At 68.0% G+C, this 16,836-nt stretch carries 16 protein-coding genes; 10 read left to right on the top strand and 6 right to left on the bottom strand.

Translation table 11 applies throughout. The features are described from left to right. Positions 1–66 precede the first annotated feature (66 nt). The 3 genes from xerD (at position 67) to AC3WOE_RS27655 (ending at position 4,358) form a co-directional block, all read left to right on the top strand. Positions 67–1,032 carry a site-specific tyrosine recombinase XerD gene (xerD, locus tag AC3WOE_RS27665; protein WP_492695196.1) on the top strand — a complete coding sequence of 322 codons (966 nt, stop codon included), beginning with the start codon at positions 67–69 and terminating at the stop codon, positions 1,030–1,032. Between the two features lie 160 nt (positions 1,033–1,192). Beyond that, positions 1,193–3,559, top strand: coding sequence for a TonB-dependent receptor plug domain-containing protein (locus AC3WOE_RS27660; RefSeq protein ID WP_492695194.1), 2,367 nt, complete (start codon positions 1,193–1,195; stop codon positions 3,557–3,559). 196 nt (positions 3,560–3,755) lie between these two features. After that, positions 3,756–4,358: a MarC family protein gene (locus AC3WOE_RS27655; protein ID WP_492695192.1), complete on the top strand. Its 603-nt coding sequence runs from the start codon at positions 3,756–3,758 to the stop codon at positions 4,356–4,358. Between the two features lie 23 nt (positions 4,359–4,381). On the opposite strand, the gene AC3WOE_RS27650 is transcribed toward AC3WOE_RS27655, so the two are convergent. Both AC3WOE_RS27650 and AC3WOE_RS27645 read right to left on the bottom strand, forming a co-directional pair. Next, entirely contained in the window at positions 4,382–4,531 is a 150-nt protein-coding gene (locus AC3WOE_RS27650) for a hypothetical protein (protein ID WP_492695190.1), read from the bottom strand. Positions 4,532–4,566: 35 nt separating this feature from the next. Then, positions 4,567–5,118, bottom strand: coding sequence for a GNAT family N-acetyltransferase (locus tag AC3WOE_RS27645; protein WP_492695188.1), 552 nt, complete (start codon positions 5,116–5,118; stop codon positions 4,567–4,569). A 270-nt stretch (positions 5,119–5,388) separates the two neighbouring features. Here AC3WOE_RS27645 and aceA point away from each other — a divergent pair, with 270 nt between their 5' ends. Both aceA and AC3WOE_RS27635 read left to right on the top strand, forming a co-directional pair. Continuing rightward, the gene (aceA, locus tag AC3WOE_RS27640; RefSeq protein WP_492695186.1) at positions 5,389–6,687 is read left to right on the top strand and encodes an isocitrate lyase; all 1,299 of its coding nucleotides are present in this window, start codon (positions 5,389–5,391) and stop codon (positions 6,685–6,687) included. Positions 6,688–6,799: 112 nt separating this feature from the next. Further along, positions 6,800–7,636 (top strand): UCP032817 domain-containing protein, encoded by an 837-nt coding sequence (locus AC3WOE_RS27635; protein WP_492695184.1) that lies wholly within the window; start codon positions 6,800–6,802, stop codon positions 7,634–7,636. Positions 7,637–7,640: 4 nt separating this feature from the next. Here the strand turns inward: AC3WOE_RS27635 and AC3WOE_RS27630 are convergent, their stop codons facing one another. Both AC3WOE_RS27630 and gbd read right to left on the bottom strand, forming a co-directional pair. Next, complete coding sequence (locus AC3WOE_RS27630) at positions 7,641–9,191, bottom strand: methyl-accepting chemotaxis protein (protein WP_492695182.1); 1,551 nt, start codon at positions 9,189–9,191, stop codon at positions 7,641–7,643. Between the two features lie 143 nt (positions 9,192–9,334). After that, the gene (gbd, locus tag AC3WOE_RS27625) at positions 9,335–10,474 is read right to left on the bottom strand and encodes a 4-hydroxybutyrate dehydrogenase (RefSeq protein ID WP_492695180.1); all 1,140 of its coding nucleotides are present in this window, start codon (positions 10,472–10,474) and stop codon (positions 9,335–9,337) included. 58 nt (positions 10,475–10,532) lie between these two features. On the opposite strand from gbd, the gene AC3WOE_RS27620 reads away from it, so the two are divergent. Genes AC3WOE_RS27620 through AC3WOE_RS27610 form a run of 3 tightly spaced genes read left to right on the top strand, consistent with a single transcriptional unit; the run spans position 10,533 to position 14,016 of the window. Beyond that, positions 10,533–12,236 (top strand): S10 family peptidase, encoded by a 1,704-nt coding sequence (locus tag AC3WOE_RS27620; protein ID WP_492695179.1) that lies wholly within the window; start codon positions 10,533–10,535, stop codon positions 12,234–12,236. After that, on the top strand, positions 12,233–13,162 hold the full coding sequence (locus AC3WOE_RS27615; protein ID WP_492695177.1) for an alpha/beta hydrolase: 930 nt from the start codon (positions 12,233–12,235) through the stop codon (positions 13,160–13,162). The genes AC3WOE_RS27620 and AC3WOE_RS27615 overlap by 4 nt, the downstream gene beginning before the upstream one ends. After that, positions 13,159–14,016 (top strand): YbgC/FadM family acyl-CoA thioesterase, encoded by an 858-nt coding sequence (locus tag AC3WOE_RS27610; protein WP_492695176.1) that lies wholly within the window; start codon positions 13,159–13,161, stop codon positions 14,014–14,016. The genes AC3WOE_RS27615 and AC3WOE_RS27610 overlap by 4 nt, the downstream gene beginning before the upstream one ends. Here the strand turns inward: AC3WOE_RS27610 and AC3WOE_RS27605 are convergent. Both AC3WOE_RS27605 and ygfZ read right to left on the bottom strand, forming a co-directional pair. Then, on the bottom strand, positions 14,013–14,267 hold the full coding sequence (locus AC3WOE_RS27605) for a DUF4936 family protein (RefSeq protein WP_492695174.1): 255 nt from the start codon (positions 14,265–14,267) through the stop codon (positions 14,013–14,015). The genes AC3WOE_RS27610 and AC3WOE_RS27605 overlap by 4 nt on opposite strands. Beyond that, positions 14,264–15,160, bottom strand: a complete 897-nt coding sequence (ygfZ, locus tag AC3WOE_RS27600) for a CAF17-like 4Fe-4S cluster assembly/insertion protein YgfZ (protein WP_492695172.1) — start codon at positions 15,158–15,160, stop codon at positions 14,264–14,266. The genes AC3WOE_RS27605 and ygfZ overlap by 4 nt, the downstream gene beginning before the upstream one ends. A gap of 47 nt (positions 15,161–15,207) precedes the next feature. Between ygfZ and mltG the strand changes: the two genes are divergently transcribed. Beyond that, positions 15,208–16,203, top strand: a complete 996-nt coding sequence (gene mltG / locus AC3WOE_RS27595) for an endolytic transglycosylase MltG (protein WP_492695170.1) — start codon at positions 15,208–15,210, stop codon at positions 16,201–16,203. Next, the gene (gene tmk, locus AC3WOE_RS27590; RefSeq protein WP_492695168.1) at positions 16,200–16,814 is read left to right on the top strand and encodes a dTMP kinase; all 615 of its coding nucleotides are present in this window, start codon (positions 16,200–16,202) and stop codon (positions 16,812–16,814) included. Before mltG ends, tmk begins: the two co-directional genes overlap by 4 nt. Positions 16,815–16,836 lie beyond the last annotated feature (22 nt).

Below are 16,836 nucleotides of genomic sequence, written 5' to 3'. Positions count from 1 at the left end.
CGCGACATCGCAGACTCTCAGCAACACCGGCTGAGCGTCCAATTGGGAAGATACAAGGGGACGGCGATGCTTGCGGCGTTGATCCGCAAGCACATCGCCAGAGCGGGCCGGCTAGGGAGCGGCCCGGCGCTCGGCCCGAATACGGAATGCGCCGTGGCCGCTGACCCCGGGATTGAGAGTTTCATCGAGGCGCTCTGGCTGGAAGACGGCCTGAGCGCCAACACCCAGGCGGCCTATCGGCGCGACCTGGTGGCGCTGGCGGCCTGGCTGGCGCCGGTGTCGCTGGATGCCTGCAGCGAACTCAAGCTGTTCGAATACGCCGCCGCCAAGCCGGCCGGCAAGGCGACGAGTGCCAACCGGCGCCTGTCCGTCTTCAAGCGCTATTTCCGCTGGGCCCTGCGCGAAGGCCGCATCCAGGCCGACCCGACGCTGAAGCTGACGGCGGCCAAGCAGCCGCTGCGCGTGCCCAAGCTGCTCAGCGAGGCCCAGGTCTCGGCCCTGCTGGCGGCGCCAGACGTCAACACGGCCCTGGGCCTGCGCGACCGCGCCATGCTGGAGCTGATGTATGCCAGCGGCCTGCGCGTCAGCGAGCTGGTGACGCTGAAGAGCGCCCATGTCGCCTTCAAGGATGCCGTGCTGCACGTCACCGGCAAGGGCAGCAAGGCCCGCCTGGTGCCCTTCGGCGAGCACGCGCGCGACTGGATGGCCCGCTATCTGCGTGAGGCCCGGGCCGAGATCCTGGCCGGCCAGAGCAGCGACGACCTCTTCGTCACCGCCCGTGGCGCCGGCATGACGCGGCAGATGTTCTGGACCCTGATCAAGCGACACGCGCTGACGGCCGGCATCACGGCGCCACTGTCGCCGCACACGTTGCGCCACGCCTTCGCCACCCATCTGCTCAACCATGGTGCGGATCTGCGCGCCGTGCAGCTGCTTCTGGGGCACGCCGACCTGTCGACGACGCAGATCTACACCCATGTGGCGCGCGAGCGCCTCAAAGCGCTGCACGCCGAGCACCATCCGCGGGGCTGAGGCCTGAACCCCTCGTTTTCCCGCCCTCGGGTTGCACCGGAGCTTCGTTCGTTTCGTTGGTTTCAAACCTGTCGGCGGGCCACAACACCCGCCCTCTGGACCCCCATGGCGGGGGGCAAACTCCGCGGCCATCACATATCGCATTCACGGAGTTCACCCCATGCACGCCCCCCGCCTGCTGCCGACCGCGCTTGCCGCGCTCAGCCTCTTCGCCACCGTGTCGGCCTTTGCCCAGGACAACAGCCTGGAGCGCGTCACCGTCGTCGGTTCGCGCAAGACCCTGCCCGCCGCTTCCAGCACGGACACTCTGGTGCCGGTCGACATCTACTCGATGAGCAAGACGGCCGAGGGCGGGGGTCAATTCGACCTGGCCCAGACCCTGCAATACCTGTCGCCGTCCTTCAACTCGACGCGCCAGACCGGCGCCGACGGTGCCGACCTGATCGACTCCGCAGCCCTGCGCGGCCTGGGCTCCGACCAGACCCTGGTGCTGGTCAACGGCAAGCGCCGCCACACGGTGGCCCTGGTGAACCTGTTCGGCGCCCGCAACCGCGGCGCGACGGGCACGGACATGAACTCCCTGCCGCTGCTGGCCATCGACAACGTGCAGGTGCTGCGCGACGGCGCCGCGGCCCAGTACGGCTCCGACGCCATCGCCGGCGTCATCAACGTGCAGCTGAAGAAGAAGCAGGGCTGCGAGGCCGTGGCCGGCTACGGCCAGTACTCAGCCGGCGATGGCAAGAACTATCTCGCCTCGGCCTATTGCGGCGTCAAGATCGCCGACGGAACCTTGGGGATCACGGGCGAATGGCAGGACCGGGGCCGTTCCAACCGCAACGACCCCAACGACGAGAACGTCGGCCCCCGCACCATCGGCGACACCGCGGTCAAGAACAAGACGGTCTATCTGAACGGCGAGTTCCCGCTGGCGGGCGAAAACAAGCTCTACCTGACTGTCGGCGCGCAGAACCGTGATGCCTCGTCCGGCGCGTGGGCGCGTGGCGGCGTCGGCTCTGACGACATCCCCAGCCGCAACTCGGCCGCGATGTACCCCGACGGCTTCGTGCCCTATATCAACGGCAAGATCGAGGACCGCTACCTCATCGTCGGCTGGAAGTCGATCTTCGCCGGCTGGGACACCGATCTGTCCCAGACCTACGGCAGCAACAAGCTGCGCTACAACATCAGCCACACGCTGAACGCCTCCATCGCCAACAAGGACCTGCTGGCGGGCGGCAAGGGCATCAGCGCGACCAGCTTCGACGCCGGTGGCTTCGGCTTCAACCAGGCCACGACCAACTTCGACGTCAGCCGCTTCTTCCCCGATCTGCTGGGAGGCAGCAACATCGCCTTCGGTGCCGAGTACCGCAAGGAGAAGTACGACATCGTCGCCGGCGAGCTCGGCTCCTATGTCGACGCCGACGGCGTGGGCTTCGGTGGCAATGCCGGCAGCCAGGGCTTCCCGGGCTTCCAGCCTTCCGACGCCACCAACAAGAGCCGCAACAGCCAGGCCCTCTACCTCGACTGGGAAGCCAACCTGACCTCGGAGCTGACCGTGGACGCCGCGGTGCGCGCCGAGCACTACAGCGACTTCGGCTCCTCGACGACGGCCAAGCTGGCCGGCAGCTTCAAGGCCAGCAAGGAAGTGCTGCTGCGCGGTGCCGCCAGCACGGGCTTCCGCGCGCCCAGCCTGCAGCAGCTCTACTTCTCGTCCACCTTCACCGACTTCATCAGCGGCAAGCCCCTGGATGTGGTGCTGGCCCCCAACGGCAGCAAGATCACGGCCGCCGCCGGCGTGCCGGCCCTCAAGCAGGAGAAGTCCAAGAACTTCACGCTGGGCGTCACGGTCAAGCCCAGCACCGACACCTCCTTCACGGTCGACCTCTACCAGATCAACATCCGGGACCGCATCGTGCTGTCGGGCCGCTTCGACGCCGACAACTACCCGGCCCTGGGCGCCATCCTGCAAGGCCTGGGCGTCGGTCAGGCGCAGTTCTTCGTCAACTCCGTCAACACCCGCACCCGCGGCCTGGACCTGACCGCGTCCAACCGCGCCAAGTTCGGCGCCGGCCAGCTCAATACCTTCCTGGCGCTGAACGTGAGCAACACGAAGGTGACGGGCATCAACGCGCCGGCATCGCTGAAGGGCTTCGAGGACGTGCTGCTGTCGGAGCGCGAGCGCCTCTTCATGGAGCAGGGCGGTCCGCGTTCCAAGGCGACGCTGGGCTTCGAGTACAGCCAGGGCGCCTGGACGGGCGAGGCCAAGCTCATCCACTTCGGCAGCCAGACCCAGGGTGGCTTCTCCGACGGCGTCTATCTGCACTACAAGCCCAAGTCCTCGATGGATCTGGGCATGAGCTGGCAGGCCACGCCGGCGCTGAAGCTCAGCGTGGGTGGCAACAACGTCTTCAACGTCAAGCCGACCCGCCAGGATCCGTTCGAAACCGACAACGGCTTCTACTACGACAGCGTGCAATTCGGCCTGAACGGCGCGTCCTACTACGCGCGGGCCTACTATCGCTTCTAAGATGGAGCCCCTCGCCCGGGCCCGCCCTGCTGAACGCAGGCGGGTCCTGTCGGTCCCCCGGGGGGACGGCGATGCTCGCCGGCGCGACCGGCGAGCACATCGCCCCTGGCGGGCCGGCTAGGGAGCGGCCCGGCGCTCGGCCCGCTGACGCGCGAGCGCCACTGACCTTTGTGAATCGGGCAGGGACAATCGGCGGATGGACCACAGCTTCCTCTCCGCCCTGATCCTGCTGCTGCTGGTGCTCGACCCGCTCGGCAGCCTGCCCGTCTTCATCCCCATCATGCGTGCGGTGCCGAAAGAGCGTCGCACGCGTGTGGCCCTGCGCGAGGTGGGCATCGCCTTCTGCGTGCTGTTCGCCTTCATGTTTTTGGGCGACAGCTTCCTGGAGGTCATGCACCTGTCGGAGCGCTCGCTGGAAGTGGCCGGCGGCGTCATCCTGATGATCATCTCCATCCGCATGATCTTCGGCAGCTCAGGCGAGTCGGCCTACGGCCTGGAGCCGGGCAAGGAGCCGTTGATCTTTCCGCTGGCCGTGCCACTGCTGGCCGGGCCCTCGGCGATGGCGACCGTGCTGCTGCTGGCATCCCGCCAGCCCGACCGCATCTATGCCTGGATTGGTGCACTCAGCGTCGCCCTGCTGGTGTCGGGCCTGGTGCTGGTGCTGGCCGATCGCATCCGCAAGCTGCTGGGCGATTCGGTCGTGTCGGCCATCGAGAAGCTGATGGGCCTGGTGCTGACGGCGATCGCCGTCGAGATGGTGCTGGCCGGCCTGAAGCGCTATTTCATCGGCGGCATCTAGTCCGCAGCCGGCCAGCGAAGGGCTTACTTGCCCTTCAGCTTGGCTTCCTTGCCCTTGGGCATGACGGCCGTCATCGGCGCCACCGGGCGATCCGAGCCCGCTGCCTTGCCGGGACCGGCGTCCTTCTTCGGTTTCTTCGTCATCTTGTTGCCGCGTTGTTCGGTATTGGCCATGATTCCTCCATGCAAAGGGGTTGAAGTAGGTCGAACTATGCCTCAGCGTCGTACTTCGCTTTTGCAGGGCTTTCGAGCCATTGCGCGGCAGTCACGTCGTAGCGCTTGCAGTCCATGTCATACCAGCGGCCCATGCCGGTGTAGCTCATGCCCAGCCTCTCCATGACGGTGGAGGAGGGCGTGTTCTCAGGCTGGCAGACGGCGCAGATCAGTTCCGGCTTCAAGGTCTTGAAGGCCCAGCCCACCATGTGGCGGGCCGCTTCGCTGGCATAGCCCTGGCCGTGGACGTCACGGCGCAGCCGCCAGCCGGTCTCCAGCGGGCCCGAGGGGTCGCGGTTCAGGTGCTGGATGCAGCCGCAGCCGATGAGCAGGCCGTCTTCCTGGCGGATGAAGCCCCACCAGGAATAGCCGAGCTCGGCCCAGCGCGCCTTCACGCGATCGATCATGGCCTGCGTGTCCTCGCGGGTGTCGGGCCGGCCGGTGATGTAGCGCATGACGGCCGGATCGCTGTTGAGTGCATACAGGCCGTCGAAATGCCGGTCCTCCAGCGGTTCCAGGCGCAGCCGGGGTGTGATCAGCAGGGTCATGGTGTCTTTGCGGTGGTTGCCGGGTCATTCTGAAGGCCTCGTTCTCACGATTCGAAAGTCACTTTTCATATCGTAAAAAGTCACCCATGCTGCACTGCCGCATGATTTCTCATTATGAAGAATTGCCTTTCTTGATTTGAAAATAAGAACGCAAGTCATTGTTTGTTATGGGAAAAGTTTTTTGTCTTATATAAGACTCGGGCCTTCACAAGGCGAGGTCCAAGCCCTAGTCTTGAGCCATCGGTTTTCGATGTTTCAAAGGAGTACTGCATGACCCGCCTCACCCGTGAACAACAGATCGTTGCCCTCGAAAAAGACTGGGCCGAGAACCCCCGTTGGAAGGGCATCACCCGCGGCTACACCGCCGCCGACGTCGTGCGCCTGCGCGGTTCCATCGAGATCGAGCACAGCCTGGCCAAGCGCGGTGCCGAGAAGCTGTGGGGCCTGGTGAACACCGAGCCCTTCGTCAACGCCCTGGGCGCGCTGACGGGCAACCAGGCCATGCAGCAGGTCAAGGCCGGCCTGAAGGCCATCTACCTGTCCGGCTGGCAGGTCGCCGGTGATGCCAACAGCAACGGCGAGATGTACCCCGACCAGTCCCTGTACTCGGTGGACTCGGTGCCCAAGGTCGTCAAGAAGATCAACGCCACCTTCCAGCGCGCCGACCAGATCCAGTGGAGCGAAGGCAAGGACGACATCGACTTCTTCGCCCCCATCGTGGCCGACGCGGAAGCCGGCTTCGGCGGCGTGCTGAACGCCTTCGAGCTGATGAAGGCCATGATCGAGGCCGGTGCTGCCGGCGTGCACTTCGAAGACCAGCTGGCCAGCGCCAAGAAGTGCGGCCACATGGGCGGCAAGGTGCTCGTCCCCACCCGCGAAGCCGTCGCCAAGCTCGTCGCCGCCCGCCTGGCCGCCGACGTGATGGGCACGCCCACGCTGCTGGTCGCCCGCACCGACGCCGAAGCCGGCGACCTCGTCACGGCCGACATCGACGACAACGACAAGCCCTTCTGCACCGGCGAGCGCACCGTCGAAGGCTTCTACCGCACCAAGAACGGCCTGGACCAGGCCATCAGCCGCGGCCTGGCCTATGCGCCCTATGCCGACCTGATCTGGTGTGAGACCGGCAAGCCCGACCTGGCCTTTGCCAAGGCCTTCGCCGACGCCATCCATGCCAAGTTCCCGGGCAAGCTGCTGGCCTACAACTGCTCGCCTTCCTTCAACTGGAAGAAGAACCTGGACGACGCCACCATCGCCAAGTTCCAGCGCGAGCTGGGCGCCATGGGCTACAAGTTCCAGTTCATCACGCTGGCCGGCTTCCACAGCCTGAACTACTCGATGTTCAACCTGGCCTACGGCTATGCCCGCAACCAGATGAGCGCCTTCGTCGAGCTGCAGGAAGCTGAATTCGCCGCTGCCGAGAAGGGCTTCACCGCCGTCAAGCACCAGCGCGAAGTCGGCACCGGCTACTTCGACGCCGTCACGACGACCATCGAGGCGAATGCTTCGACGGCCGCCCTGAAGGGCTCGACCGAAGACGAGCAGTTCTTCGACGCCAAGCATGGTTGAGAACACCACGGTCAATCACAGTCAGAACGTCAACTCCTGACTTTCACGGCCCGCTTCGGCGGGTCTTTTTCTTTGTCACGAGCGCGTCATACTCAGGTCACAGACTGACGCCATGAACAACACAACAACAAAAACAAAGTTCAGCCTCGTCCACCGTCTCGGCGCCTGGTGGGCGCTGCAGCGGGAGGCCAGCCGACGCGAGGCGCTGCGCAGGCGCTGCCCGCCGGCCACCGTGGCCGCCGGGCAAATCCCCTCCACCGTCCGTGCCGCCTGGGCGCATCACGCGCCCGAAGAATTCCCCGGCCTGGCCACCGACGACGGCGCCTGGCTGCGCTGCTCGCTGGGCCTGGCGCAGTTCTTCGAGGCCTGTCGGCTGCAGAAGGGGCAGGGGGCTTGCGCCCTGCCCAGCAAGGCGGCCGATTCGGTCTGGCATGTGTGGTTGAAGCTGGATCCGTCGGGACTGGCCACCTGGCAGCAGCGCTACTTCGGTCGCGTCGTGGAGCACCGCGAAAACGCCGAACTGGAGGCGCCGCTCGAAGACTGCCTGGCGCGCAGCTGGACGGGTGCCTGCCGCAGCGAAGGCCTGGAGCTGCTCGGACCCAAGCTGCCGCTGCTCTTCGCCCTCGACGGGCTGCTGCGCCTGCCCACGGGCTGGTCCTACGGCTATCAGCAGGGCACATTGGCGCATCGCCGGATCGACGGCTTCGGCAAGCCCAGCGGCGATGTCGTGATGCACGCAGCCATCTGCGGCGCCAGCTTGGTGGCCCTGGGCCTGATGACCCAGTCGGAGCTGACGACGGCCCTGCGCCGGCGCCAAGGCAGCGACAGCGGCAGCAGTTGTGGAAGCAGCTGGAGTTCGAGCGACAGCAGCTGCGACGCCAGCTCGGATGGCGGCGGCAGCAGCTGCGGCTCGAGTTGTGGCTCGAGCTGCGGAGGCGGTGGGGACTAAAGGCCTAGTTCCGCGCGACCTGGAAGGTGCCGACGGCGCCGTTCAGCGTCGCGGCCTGTTCGCGCAGGCTCTCGGCCGCGGCGGTGGACTGCTCCACCAGCGCGGCGTTCTGCTGGGTGACCTGGTCGAGCTGGGCGATGGCGATGTTGACCTGGGCGATGCCGTCGGACTGCTCGGCCGTCGCCGTCGTGATCTCGCCCATGATGTCCTTGACGCGCTGCACGGCGCCGACGAGTTCGTCCATGGTCTTGCCCGCCTCGGACACGAGGCGGGAACCGGCCTCCACGCGTTCGACGCTGCTGCCGATCAGGCTCTTGATCTCCTTGGCCGCGTCGGCCGAGCGGCCGGCCAGCGAGCGCACTTCGCCCGCAACCACGGCAAAGCCGCGCCCCTGTTCACCCGCGCGTGCCGCCTCGACGGCCGCGTTCAGCGCCAGGATGTTGGTCTGGAAGGCGATGCCGTCGATGACGCCGATGATGTCGGCGATCTTGCGCGAGCTGGTGTTGATCTCGTCCATGGTGTTGACGACCTGGGCCACCACCTCGCCGCCGCGCTGGGCCACGCTGGCGGCCGACACGGCCAGCGAATTGGCCTGCCCGGCCGAGGCGGCCGAGTTCTGCACCGTGCCGGTCAGCTGCTCCATGGCGCTGGCCGTCTCCTCGAGGCTGGACGCCGCCTTCTCGGTGCGGGCACTCAGGTCCTGGTTGCCGCTGGCGATCTCGGCCGACGCCGTGCCGATGGATTCGGCGGAGTCGCGGATGCTGCCGATGGTCTGGGACAGTGTCTCGCGCATGCGGCGCAGCGTCGTCTGCAGCTGGCCGATCTCGTCGGAGCGCGCCACCATGCCCTGGCCGGAGCGCATCAGATTGCCGTCCGCCACGCGTTCGGCCAGTTCGTTGGCGGCCGCCAGCGGCACGGTGATGCTGCGCGTGATGGCCCAGGCCGCGCCCATGCCCAGAGCCAGCATGACCAGGCCGAACACCAGCAACAGCGCACGGCCGTTGCCGTTGGCCGCGTCGATGTCGGCGGCGGTCTGGTCGATGGCCTTGCGCTGGAAGTCCAGGAACTCCTGCATGCGGGCGAGATAGACCTTGGAGCCCGGCACGAAGACGTCCATCAGCAGCTTGTCGGCCGCCTCGGCCTGCCCGTCCTTCTTCAGCTTGACGATTTCGTCGCGCGATGCGATGTAGACCTGACGCGCCTTGCCGACCTCGTCGAACAGCCGCTGCTCCTCGGGTGAGCGGATCAAGGCCTTGAGCTTGTCCTGCATCACGCTGGACGACTGCGTGGACTGGGCCTGGTCTTCCTTGAACAGTTCCACCAGCGAGGCGTCGGAGCTCTTGGCGATGGCCATGGTGCGGCGCACGCCGGAGTTGATGTTGCGGTTCCAGTCGGAGATCAGTCGCTCCTTGGCCAGCGGCTCGTCCATCATCTGCCGCGTCGCCGAGGCCGTCGCGCTCAGGCGCCACGAAGCCAGCGCAATGACGCAGGCGGCCAGTGCCAGCACCAGCGCGAAACCGGCCGCCAACCGTTTGCCGATGGATAGCTTGTTCATGATCTCTCCAGTCTTCTTTTCTCGATCCCGCGCAGGCGCGCGAGGCAACAGGAGATGCTAGAGCCGGCCTTGCTGTCAAGTCGGCTTCGTTCTGGGACTTCGATCACGCTGTCGGCATTGCAAACGATGCGCAATGTCGCGGCTCACCGGGACTCGGCCAGCAGGTTCCGGTAGTCGTCGGGGCTGGCGATGCGCGGGTTGGTCTTGTGGCAGTGGTCCACCAGGGCATGCTCGATGATGCGCTCGTCCAGTTCCGGCCCCACGCCCATGGCGGCCAGGCCCGATGGCAGACCCAGGCGGGCGTTCAGCGCCGTGATGGCGTCGGCCACCGCGTCGGCGTCGTGGCCGGGCAGGTTCATGGCCTGGGCCAGGCGCGCGATGCGGTCGTCACGCCTGACGCTGTCGGCTTCGGCATTGAAGCGGATGACGGCCGGCAGGAAGACGGCGTTCAGCGTGCCGTGGTGCAGGCGCGGGTTGATGCCGCCCAGGGAATGGCTGAGGGAATGCACGGCGCCCAGGCCCTTCTGGAAGGCCATGGCGCCATGCACGCTGGCGCACATCATGTCCAGGCGCGCGTCGCGGTCGCTGCCGTCGCGGGTGGCGCGCTCGATGCTCTGCCAGCCGCGGCGCAGGCCCTCCCAGGCGATGCCGTCGGCCGGCGGGTTGAAGGCCGGCGCGAGGAAGGTCTCGATGCAGTGGGCGATGGCGTCCATGCCGGTCGCGGCCGTCAGGGCCGGCGGCAGCTTCAGCGTCAGCGCCGGGTCGCAGATGGCGGCCTTGGGCAGCAGCTCCCAGTTGTGGAAGCCCAGCTTGCGGCCGTCGTCGACGATCAGGATGGCGCCGCGCGCCACCTCGCTGCCGGTGCCGGCCGTCGTCGGCACGGCGATCAGCGGCAGTACCTTGGAACTGATGTTGACGGCACCGCCTTCGATGGTGGCGTAGCGCTTCAGCGGGCCCTCGTGGGTGGCGGCGATGGCCACGCCCTTGGCCAGGTCCATGCTGGAGCCGCCGCCGATGGCGATGAGGCCGTCGCAGTCGAACTCCCGGGCCACTTCCACCGCCAGGCGCACGGCGGCCTCGGTCGGGTTGGGAGGGGTGCGGTCGAAGACGGGCGGCTTGACCTCGAAGGCCGCCAGGGCTTCGTCCAGCACACCGGCGGCACGCACGCCGGCGTCGGTCACGACCAGGGGGCGGCGGATGCCGATGCGCTCGCACTCGGCCGGCAGCAGGCGGCTGGCGCCGAACTCGAGCTCGATGCGGGTCAGGTAGAGGATCTGGGCCATGGCGCGCTCTCCACAATGTCTTTCCTCATGGTAGTGCCGCATGTCTAGACTTGCCGTCATGCGTGCGACTACCACCTCGGCCCTGCTGCTCTCGCTTGTCCTGGCCGCCTGCGGCGGCGGTGGAGGAGGGGGCTCGGCAGCGCCGCCGACACCGCCGGTCGACAACCAGCCCGGGCTGACCGACACGACGGTCTACTCCTCGGCCTCCGACGCCTCGCTGTCAGGCGTCGTCGAGGCCGCCGCCATCAGCACGCAGACGCTGACGGCCAACGGGCAGACGATCAGCTACACGGCCACGGCCGGCCACCTGATCGCCCGCGATGCCAATGGCGCGGCCGAGGCCTCGGTGTTCTACGTCGCCTACACCCAGCCCGGTGCCGATGCGTCGACCCGTCCCGTCACCTTCTTCTACAACGGCGGTCCGGGCTCGGCCTCGGTCTGGCTGCAGCTCGGCAGCTTCGGCCCCAAGCGCCTCGTCAGCAACGCGCCCGACACGACGGCCGCGCGGCCCTTCCCGATGATCGACAACGCCGAGCACCTGCTGGGCCAGACCGACCTCGTCTTCGTCAATGCGGTGGGCAGCGGTTATTCCCAGGCCATCGCGCCCTTCACCAACCGCAGCTTCTGGGGCGTGGACAGCGACGCGGCCCTGTTCCGCGACTTCATCCAGCGCTACCTCGCCGTCAACAACCGCGCCGCCTCGCCCAAATACCTCTATGGCGAGAGCTATGGCGGGCCGCGCACGGCCGTGCTGGCGCGCCGGCTGCAGGAGGCCGGCGTGATGCTCGACGGGCTGGTGCTGCAGTCGCCGGCCATGGACTACAACAGCAATTGCGGCATCACGAATGGCCAGGGTTGCGGTGGTTACCTGCCCAGCTTCGCCGCGGTGGGCGCCTTCCACCGCCTGACCCAGCCCGTGCCCACCGACCTCAATGCCTGGGCGGCGCAGGCCCGCGTCTACGCCGACCAGGTCTACGCCCCGGCATTGCAGGCCTGGTTCGCCCAGATGCCGACGCCGACGATCTGGCAGCCGCTGGCCGACCTGACCGGCCTGCCTGCGGCGCGCTGGCAGAACAGCCTCAACGTGTCGGCCGACAACTTCCGCATCTGGCTGATCTCCGGCCAGCAGCTGGGCCGTTACGACGGCCGCATGAAGGCGGCCGTCGGCAGCGCGCTGGCGGCCGACGGTGATGTGTCCAGCACCTGGATCAACGACAGCTTCGCCACCGGCATCGCCACCCATCTGCGCGACCAGCTCGGCTATCGCAACGCGTCGACCTATGTGGTGCTCAGCAATGCCATCAACTTCTGGGATTTCAGCCATGCCGGCAAGTCGCTGCCCGACACCTTGCCCGACCTCTCGGCCGCACTGGCCCAGAACCCGCGCCTGCGCGTGCTGGCCGTCAACGGCTATCACGACCTGGCCACGCCCTTTCACCTGACCGAGACCGATCTGGCCCGCGTCGATGCGACGCGCGTGAAGATCCGCAACTATGCCGGCGGCCACATGAGCTATCTCACCGACGAGACGCGCATCGCCCAGCTGGCCGACCTCAAGGCCTTCTATGCCAATACCCTGGCCCTGCGCGCCGCGGCCGACCTCGGGCCCGAGCGCCGGGCCCAGCAGGCGCGTGCGGTCGTCGCCGTCGATCGTGCCGGCACGCTGCAGCTGCCGGGCAGCGTGGCGCCGACGCACGAGAAGGCCTTCCAGGCACCGCTGCGCGACCCCTGGGTGCCACCGCAGACAATGCGGGCTCGATGACCGACAAGAAGACCTCGCTGACCCCCCGCATGGCCGAATTGCTGACGCGCATCCAGCGCGCCAAGCGGCCGCCTTTTCATTCGCTGACGGCGCGCGAGGCGCGCCTGGCCTACCGCATGGGCGCCGAGATCCTCGACCTGCCGCGGGCACCGCTGGCCCGTGTCGAAGACATCGAAGCCGCCGGCCGCCCGGCGCGCCTGTACGCGCCCAGCGCCGACAAGCTGCCCGTGATGCTCTATCTGCACGGGGGCGGCTTCACCATCGGCGACCTCGAAACCCATGACAGCCTGTGCCGTCAGCTGAGCCAGCGCAGCGGCGCCGCCGTGCTGGCCCTGGACTACCGCCTCGCGCCCGAGCACCGCTTTCCGGCCGCCGTGGATGACGCCTGGGCCGGCCTGACCTGGCTGCATGACCATGCGGCCACGCTCGGCCTGGATGGCTTGCGCCTGGCCGTCGGTGGCGACAGCGCCGGCGGCACGCTGGCCGCCAGCGCCGCCTTCTTCGCCCGCGAGCGCGGCCTGCCGCTGGCCTTGCAACTGCTGATCACGCCCGGCACCGCGGCCCACATGAGCCACGACTCGCACCGCCGTTTCGCCGAAGGCTATCTGCTGGACGCAACGACCATCGAATGGTTTTTCAGCCACTACATCGACGTCGACCAGCGCGCCGACTGGCGCTTCGCGCCGCTGGAAGCCGAAGACCATGCCGGTCTGGCACCCGCCGCCGTGCTGCTGGCCGAGGCCGATCCGCTGGTGGACGAAGGCCTGGCCTATGCCGACCTGCTGCGCGCAGCCGGCGTGCCGGTGCAGCTCGAGCTGGCGCGCGGCGTCACCCACGACTTCATCAAGATGGGTCGCAGCCTGCCCGAGGCCATCGCGGCGCTGGACTTCTGCGCCGCGGCCATCAAGGAATATCTCCAGCCATGAAACGCCAAGACTTCCGCTTCCTCGAGCCGCTGCGCGTGCGCTGGGCCGAGATCGATGCCCAGGGCATCGTCTTCAACGGCCACTACCTGACCTATATGGACACGGCCATCAGCGGCTACTGGCGCGCGCTGGCGCTGCCTTACGCCGACACGATGAAGCTGCTCGGTGGGGACCTGTTCGTGCGCCGCGCTGCGCTGGACTACTTCGCCTCGGCCCGCTACGACGACCGCCTGGACATCGGCGTGCGCTGCCGCGAGTTCGGCAACAGCTCCATGAAGGTCGACGGCGCCTTCTTCCGCGGTGACCAGCTGCTGGTGCAGGCCGACATGGTCTATGTCTTCGCCGACCCGGTAGCGCAGACGCCGCAGCGCCTGCCGGACTCGCTGCGCGACGTCATCCATGGCTTCGAGGGCGGCCAGAGCGTCGTCGACGTCGCCGTCGGCAACTGGCGCGAACACGGCGAGGCCGCCGGGGCCATCCGCCGCCAGGTCTTCATCGAGGAGCAGGGCATCCCGGCCGACATGGAATGGGACGCCGCCGACGCCAGCTGCCTGCACGCCTTGGCTCGCAACCGCTTCGGCGTGCCGCTGGCCACGGGCCGCATGCTGGAGCATGTGCCGGGCGTCGCGAAGATCGGCCGCATGGCCGTGCTGCGCTCCATGCGCGGCACGCAGATCGGCCGCCAGGTGCTAGATGCATTGATGGCCGAGGCCCGCAAGCAGGGCTATCGCGAGGTGTTGCTGCATGCGCAGCTGTCGGCCGAGAACTTCTATCTGCGCGCCGGCTTCCAGCGGCGCGGCCAGCCTTTCGAAGAGGCGGGCATCGGGCATGTGGAGATGGTCAGGGCTATTTAGCCGAGCATCTCGAATCTCTCGACCTTGCGTTCACTCGCCAGCCACTGAACCATGGCCGCTGCCACCTGCGGCTCGCGGTGGCCCCAGCCTTCGGGGTAGATCTCCATCCACGTCCACTGGCCCTGGTCGTTGGGCTCGGGCCGCTGCAGCAGCTCGATGGGCGCCTCGACGCGCGCCTTGCGGAAGGCGATGAGCGCTTCGTCGACCTGGTCGGCCGCGACGCGGTAGTAGACGTAGAGCTGCACGCTCATTCCTGGGGCGGAATCTCGTAGGGCAGGGCGCGCGGCTGCAGCGTGGCGCCGCCGGTGCTGCCCAGATGCAGGCTGCCGCTTTCCAGAGCGGCGAGCTTGATCTCCGCGGCGATGGCGGTGCGGCCATTGCGCGCGCCGCTGCCGGCGACGATGCCGGCGGGTTGCTCGGGATCGGCGCTGTGGAAGATCTCCTGGCCGATCGTCGCCGCCGCATCGGTCTCGAAGACCTGCAGGCGGCGCTTCAGCGTGCCGCGGTACTGGCTGCGGGCGACGATCTCCTGGCCGGGATAGCAGCCCTTCTTGAAGCTCACGCCCCCCAGCACCTCGAAATTGATCATCTGCGGCACAAAGGCCTCGACGGTGGCGCCACGCACCCAGGCCACGCCGGCCTCGGCCTCGGCCCAGGCCCAGTCATCAGTCGACAGCGCTGCACCTTCGGGAGCAGGCGCGCCGGCGGGCTGCACACGCAGGGCGCGGCCAATGCCAGGCGCGGCGGGCAGGGCGATCTGCACCGCATCGCCGTCTCGGGCGAGCGTCCAGGCTTCAGCCGCGGCCGTGCCCAGCAAGCCGTAGACGGCGAACTCGCCGCTGGCATCGCTGAGCTTGCATTTGGCGCGCAGCACGAACATGGACAGGCGCTTCAAGGTCGCGGCCAGCGTCTCGGCCGGCAGGGCCAGCAGGATCTCTTCGTCCCCTTGCTTCCAGCCCACCATCGTCGCCAGCAGGCGGCCCTTGGCCGTGCAGAAGCCGGCGAGGCGGGCATGCTCGCGGTCGAGCAGGGCGAAGTCCTGGGTCAGCTGGCCATGCAGGAAGCTGGCGGCGTCGGCGCCCTGGGCGCGAATCACGCCCCAGTCAGCGAGTCGGAGCTGGGAAGCTTGGAGGGTCTGAGACATGGCGCGAATTATCATCGGCCCCCTTTAGACGGAGCCTGACCAAGGGCATGAAGTGGTTGTTGCGGGCGGTACTCGCCCTGTTGTTGATCGCGGCACTGGCCGCCGGCGCCGCCTGGCAATGGCTGCGCAGCCCGCTGAGCCTGGCCGCGCCGTCGGTGGAGCTGTCCATCGAACCCGGCACCAACCCCGCCGAGGTCGCCCGGGCCTGGGTGGGCGCCGGCGTGCAGACCGATGCCCGCTTCCTCTACCAGTGGTTCAAATGGTCGGGCCAGGCCAAGCAGATCCGCGCCGGCAGCTATGAGGTGCATGGTGGCATCACGCCGCGCGAGCTGCTGGACAAGATGGTCAAGGGCGACCAGATCCTGGAGCAGCTGCGCCTCATCGAGGGCTGGAACTGGCGCCAGGTGAGGGCGGCCCTGGCTGCCGCGCCGCAGCTGAAAGCCAAGACGGCGCAGATGAGTGATGCCGAGATCATGGCGGCGCTGGGCGAGCCCGGCGTGTCGCCCGAAGGCCGCTTCTTCCCCGACACCTATGCCTACAGCCGCGGCGTCAGCGACCTGACCGTGCTCAAGCGCGCCCATGCGGCCCTGCAGCACCGACTCGCGGCCGCGTGGAGCAAGCGGGCGCCCAATCTGCCGCTGAAGTCGGCCGACGAGGCGCTGATCCTGGCTTCCATCGTCGAGAAGGAGACCGGCGTGTCCGCCGACCGCGCCAAGGTGGCCGCCGTCTTCGTCAACCGCCTGCGCGTCGGCATGCCGCTGCAGACCGACCCGACCGTCATCTACGGCCTGGGCGAGGCCTTCGACGGCAATCTGCGCAAGCGCGATCTGCTGGCCGACACGCCCTACAACACCTACACCCGCGGCGGCCTGCCGCCCACGCCCATCGCCATGCCCGGCGCCGCCTCGCTGCAGGCGGCCCTGGACCCGGCGCCCATCAAGGCGGTGTATTTCGTCGCCCGCGGCGACGGCAGCAGCGAATTCAGCGAAGACCTCACCGCGCACAATCGCGCGGTCAACAAATACCAACGCGGCGGCAAGTGACTGGTCGGTTCATTTCTTTCGAGGGCATCGACGGTGCCGGCAAGTCCACCCACATCCAGGCCGTGGCCGACTGGTTCCGCGCCCGCGGCGCCGATGTCCAGCTCAGCCGCGAGCCCGGCGGCACGCCGCTGGCCGAGACCCTGCGCGACATCGTGCTGAAGCAGGCCATGGGCTCGCTGACCGAGTTGCTGCTGATGTTTGCCGGCCGCCGCGACCATGTCGAGACGGTCATCAAGCCGGCGCTGGCCGCCGGCAAGACCCTGCTCTGCGACCGCTTCACCGACGCCAGCTTCGCCTACCAGGGCGGTGGCCGCGGCCTGCCGCTGAGCGTGCTGGAGTCGCTCGCCGATTGGGTTCAGGAAGGCACCGAACCCGAACTGACGCTGTGGTTCGACCTGCCCGCGAGCCAGGCCGCCGCGCGCCGCGCCAGCGCCCGTGAGGCCGACCGCATCGAGCAGCAGGACCTGGACTTCTTCGAGCGCGTGCGCGCCGGCTACGCGGCCCGTGCGGCCAAGGCGCCGGGCCGCATCGTGCGCGTCGACGCCAGCGGTACCGTCGAACAGGTCGCGGCCCAGGTGCTGGCCGTCCTCGAACAACGCTATCCGACATGACTGCCCCCGCGTTCACTTTGTT

It is taken from the genome of Roseateles sp. FW305-36 (assembly GCF_058787015.1).
This window is presented reverse-complemented; position numbering and strand designations above follow the sequence as displayed.

Coding starts and splice junctions, on each gene's coding strand:
- xerD (WP_492695196.1), top strand. CDS start 67: ATGCTTGCGGCGTTGATCCGCAAGCACATCGCCAGAGCGGGCCGGCTA.
- AC3WOE_RS27660 (WP_492695194.1), top strand. CDS start 1,193: ATGCACGCCCCCCGCCTGCTGCCGACCGCGCTTGCCGCGCTCAGCCTC.
- AC3WOE_RS27655 (WP_492695192.1), top strand. CDS start 3,756: ATGGACCACAGCTTCCTCTCCGCCCTGATCCTGCTGCTGCTGGTGCTC.
- AC3WOE_RS27650 (WP_492695190.1), bottom strand. CDS start 4,531: ATGGCCAATACCGAACAACGCGGCAACAAGATGACGAAGAAACCGAAG.
- AC3WOE_RS27645 (WP_492695188.1), bottom strand. CDS start 5,118: ATGACCCTGCTGATCACACCCCGGCTGCGCCTGGAACCGCTGGAGGAC.
- aceA (WP_492695186.1), top strand. CDS start 5,389: ATGACCCGCCTCACCCGTGAACAACAGATCGTTGCCCTCGAAAAAGAC.
- AC3WOE_RS27635 (WP_492695184.1), top strand. CDS start 6,800: ATGAACAACACAACAACAAAAACAAAGTTCAGCCTCGTCCACCGTCTC.
- AC3WOE_RS27630 (WP_492695182.1), bottom strand. CDS start 9,191: ATGAACAAGCTATCCATCGGCAAACGGTTGGCGGCCGGTTTCGCGCTG.
- gbd (WP_492695180.1), bottom strand. CDS start 10,474: ATGGCCCAGATCCTCTACCTGACCCGCATCGAGCTCGAGTTCGGCGCC.
- AC3WOE_RS27620 (WP_492695179.1), top strand. CDS start 10,533: ATGCGTGCGACTACCACCTCGGCCCTGCTGCTCTCGCTTGTCCTGGCC.
- AC3WOE_RS27615 (WP_492695177.1), top strand. CDS start 12,233: ATGACCGACAAGAAGACCTCGCTGACCCCCCGCATGGCCGAATTGCTG.
- AC3WOE_RS27610 (WP_492695176.1), top strand. CDS start 13,159: ATGAAACGCCAAGACTTCCGCTTCCTCGAGCCGCTGCGCGTGCGCTGG.
- AC3WOE_RS27605 (WP_492695174.1), bottom strand. CDS start 14,267: ATGAGCGTGCAGCTCTACGTCTACTACCGCGTCGCGGCCGACCAGGTC.
- ygfZ (WP_492695172.1), bottom strand. CDS start 15,160: ATGTCTCAGACCCTCCAAGCTTCCCAGCTCCGACTCGCTGACTGGGGC.
- mltG (WP_492695170.1), top strand. CDS start 15,208: ATGAAGTGGTTGTTGCGGGCGGTACTCGCCCTGTTGTTGATCGCGGCA.